Below are 1,226 nucleotides of genomic sequence, written 5' to 3'. Positions count from 1 at the left end.
GACCTAAGGCCCGCGCCCCACGGGACCAACGTCCCGGTTTCGGAAGTCGCAACCGAGCGACAACCGAACCCCATCCGCCCCGACAACCATGACCGCACAACCTCGGAGCTGTCCCCGCCGTCAGCCCCAGGAGTCACCCCGTGCAGTCCCTCCCCTCCCGTAGCGTCGCTGTCGTCCTCGGTACCCGCCCCGAGCTCGTCAAGCTCACCGACCTCGTCCGTCTCCTGGGCCCCGCCGCCCACCTGGTGCACACGGGTCAGCACTACGACGAGGAGCTGTCCGGCCGCTTCCTCACCGAGCTCGGTCTGCCCGAGCCGACCTTCCTGACCGGTGTCGGCGGGCAGCCCCGCGCCGTGCAGATCTCCGCCGCGCTCGCCCAGCTCGACGAGCTGTTCACCGCCGAGCCGCCGCTCGCCGTCGTCGTCCAGGGCGACACCAACGCGGCCCTCTCCGGCGCGCTCGCCGCGAACGCCCGCGGCATCCCGCTGCTGCACGTCGAGGCCGGGCTGCGCAGCCACGACCGCAACATGCCCGAGGAGCACAACCGCGTCCTCATCGACCGCATCGCCGACGTGCTGTGCGCCGCCACCGAGGACAACCGCGCCAACCTGCTCGCCGAGGGCATCGACGACGCCCGCATCGCGGTCACCGGCAACACCGTCGTGGAGGCCGTGCACGGGCAGCTCCCCGACGCCGCCGGGCGCGCCGCGCTGCTGGCCCGGCACGGGCTCGCCGAGGACGCGTACGTCCTGGCCACGGTCCACCGCCCCGAGAACACGGACTCGCCGGAGGCCCTGCGCGCCATCCTCACCGAGCTGGCCGCCCTCGCCACCGCCGACCGCCCGGTCGTCCTGCCGCTGCACCCGCGCACCCGGGCCCGTATCGAGGCCGCGGGCCTGACCGGCCTGCTCGCCCCGCTGACGGTGAGCGCCCCGCTCGGCTACGGCGAGTTCCTCGCCCTGGCCCGGCACTCCGCGCTCCTGGTCTCCGACTCCGGCGGCATCCAGGAGGAGTGCACGGTACTGGGCCGCCCGCTGGTGGTCGTCCGCCGCTCGACCGAGCGCCCGGAGGCCATGGCGGACTTCGCCGACCTGGTCTCCCCCGGCCCCGAGATCGGCACCGTGGCGCGCCGCCGCCTGGCCGAGGGTGCCGCCGGTCTCGACCGGCTGGCCGCGCTCCCGAGCCCCTTCGGTGACGGGCTGGCGTCCGAGCGGATCGTGACGCTC

General features: G+C 74.8%; 1 protein-coding gene. It reads left to right on the top strand.

Features of this window, described 5'->3' with window-relative positions; translation table 11 throughout:
* Positions 1–140 precede the first annotated feature (140 nt).
* Positions 141–1,226, top strand: a 1,086-nt coding sequence (gene wecB, locus K6I34_RS37145) for a non-hydrolyzing UDP-N-acetylglucosamine 2-epimerase (RefSeq protein ID WP_229332419.1), incomplete at its 3' end; no start/stop codon positions are given.

The sequence above is a fragment of the Streptomyces sp. UNOC14_S4 genome (assembly GCF_020740835.1).
Lineage (GTDB): Bacteria > Actinomycetota > Actinomycetes > Streptomycetales > Streptomycetaceae > Streptomyces.
The sequence above is the reverse complement of the archived record's forward strand: the minus strand, read 5'-3'. Positions and strand labels throughout refer to the sequence as shown.